The organism is Clavibacter lycopersici (assembly GCF_003576405.1).
Lineage (GTDB): Bacteria > Actinomycetota > Actinomycetes > Actinomycetales > Microbacteriaceae > Clavibacter > Clavibacter lycopersici.
In genome coordinates this window covers 1-2,255 of sequence record NZ_QWGT01000330.1, presented here as the reverse complement: position 1 = coordinate 2,255, position 2,255 = coordinate 1, and the positions used below count along the sequence as shown (strand labels likewise).

2 protein-coding genes are annotated in these 2,255 nt (G+C 74.6%); both read right to left on the bottom strand.

Going from position 1 to position 2,255, the window contains the following annotated elements; genetic code table 11:
• The coding region (locus tag DZG00_RS14670) for a TPM domain-containing protein (RefSeq protein WP_147360033.1) at positions 1-1,684 on the bottom strand (1,684 nt) is incomplete at its 3' end.
• 88 nt (positions 1,685-1,772) lie between these two features.
• Positions 1,773-2,255, bottom strand: a 483-nt coding sequence (locus DZG00_RS14665; RefSeq protein ID WP_233550160.1) for a 2'-5' RNA ligase family protein, incomplete at its 5' end; no start/stop codon positions are given.

The following is a 2,255-nucleotide window of genomic DNA, read 5'->3' as shown; positions in this document are numbered from 1 at the left end:
CGTCGTCGAGGGCGCGCTGGGCGTGGGCGAGGCGCGTGCGCGCCTCCTCGCCGACCCCGCCGCGACGGGTCGAGATGAAGTCGCGCGCCGTGGCCACCTGGCTCTCGGCGGTCGACAGCGCGCGCGGCAGGTACCCGATCGCGCGCCGCACCTGCTCCTGCTGCTCCCGCAGCGGCGCGAGCGCCTCGTCGAGCCGTGCCTCCGCCTCCTGCAGCAGGGTCACGCTCGTGAGCGGATCCGCGAGCCGGCCCTGCAGCGGCTTCGCGTCGGCGATGGCCTGCTCCGCCGCCTCGACCAGGCGCGTGAGCTCGGGCATGCGCCCGCCGCGCTGGGCGGCGCGGGCGTCCTGGATGTCGCTGCGGACGTCGGCGATCTCCTCCTGCACGCGCGTGGACGCGTGCTCGAGGTCGGACGAGACGCGGTCGACTCCGTCGAGGAGCTGGCCTGCCTGCCCGACGGCCTGCTGCGCCGCGCGCACCTTCACCGCGATCTCGCCGGTGGATGCGCCTCCCGCGCGGATCGCCTCGGCCGCCTCCTGCGCGGTGTCGGTCGCGAAGGAGAGGAGCGAGCGGGCCTGGTCGACGTTGCCCGTGACCGTGGTCATCGACGGGCCGGCGTAGCGGCGGCCGAGGAGATCGACCGCCTCCTGCGTGCGGTCGATGCGCGACTTCAGCGTCTCCGCGTCGGTGACGATGGCGGCGAGAGTCTGGGGCGCGTTCTCCTCGAGCGCGCGCAGCTCCTCGAAGGACTCCGCCTGCGCGTCGAGCTCGGCCCGGGCCTCCTCGCACAGCTCGACGATGCGGGCGGCCCAGGTGCGGCGCTCCTCGTCGGTGTCCTCGATGGTGTCGTCGAGCTTCTGCTTGAGGGCGAACGCCTCGCGGACCTTGCCGCCCGCGGACGCGAGCACCTCGCGGTACGGCCCGACCGCGCCGGATCCGAACTCCGCCTCCGCGAAGCCGACCTCCTGCTCGCTGGTCTCGAGGGCGTCGTCGAGCTGGACGAGCATGCTGCCCGCGCGCTGCTCGGCGGTCTTCATCTCCGCGAGCGCGGCCTGGCGCTTCGCCTGGACGGCCTTCTGCTTCTTGCGGCGACCGACGAGCGTCGTGACGACGGCGGCCAGGAGGATCGCGCCGAGCACGTAGAGGAGGACGAGGCCGAAGTCGATGCCGGAGTCGTTGCCACCGGAGGGGGTGGTGCCGGTGTCGGCGACGCTGCCGGTGCGCGCGACCGACTCCATGCCCTGGGCGGCGGCCACGGCGGCGCCGGACCAGTCGTCGGCCTGGAGCTGGGGCACGATCACGGTCTCCTCGAAGGATCCCTGGTCGCCCGAGACCTGGCCAGGGGGGAACGCGTACTCGCGACCGTCGACCGCGACGGCGAGCAGCGCGTCGGAGCTGCCGAAGCCGTTGGCCTGCTTCGCCTCGCGGCCCCATTCCGTCGGGCTCGACGCCCCGGTGAAGGTGTCGACGTAGGCGACGTGGAGCGTGACACCGGTCTGCTGCTGCAGCTGGTCGATCGCCTGCTGGATCTCCTGCTCCTGCGCGGGCGTCACCGCGTCGACCTGGTCGAGGATCGTCGCCCCGCCGAAGTCGACCGGCTCCGTGGCCTGCGCGGACATCGGCACCATGGCCCCGATCAGGCCGAGCGCGAGCGCGGCCCCCAGCAATCTCGCGGACCGCGGCATGCGACTCCTCCGTCGTCTCAAGTGCGTGCTCCATCCAGGCTAGTGGCGCGGGTGCGTGCGGTGGCCGTGCGGATCGGGGCCGGGCGGGTCATGCGAGCTCCGTCACGGTGCGGTCGCGGGGATCCCAGCGGCGGAGTCCCGCGGCCGGGGCGTCGAGCGGATCGATGCGGCCGAGCGCCGTCACGGCGGCGCCGAGCTGCTCCGTCGTGAGCCGCAGGGCGAGCGAGACATGCGGGGTCCACGACCCGGGTCGCGTGTGCGGGACGACCTCGACGGCCTCGGCATCCTGATCCGGGTCGGCGGGCGCCTGGTCGACGACCGCGTGGATCCGCGCGTGCAGCGCCAGCAGCTCCTCGTCCACCACCACCTGCCGCGCGAGCACGAGGCCGCGCGGCGGCACGCCGAACACGACCAGACCGCCGAGCCGGAGCGTCGGCAGGGGAGCGGAAGCGGCGACGGCGCGGACGGCCGCGTCCGCGGATCCGCCGAGGCCGTCGGCCGCCAGCAGCGTGACGTGCGGGCGGTTGGTCTCGCCCGCGTGGTCGGCGAGGCTCGGGATCCCGGCGGCGGC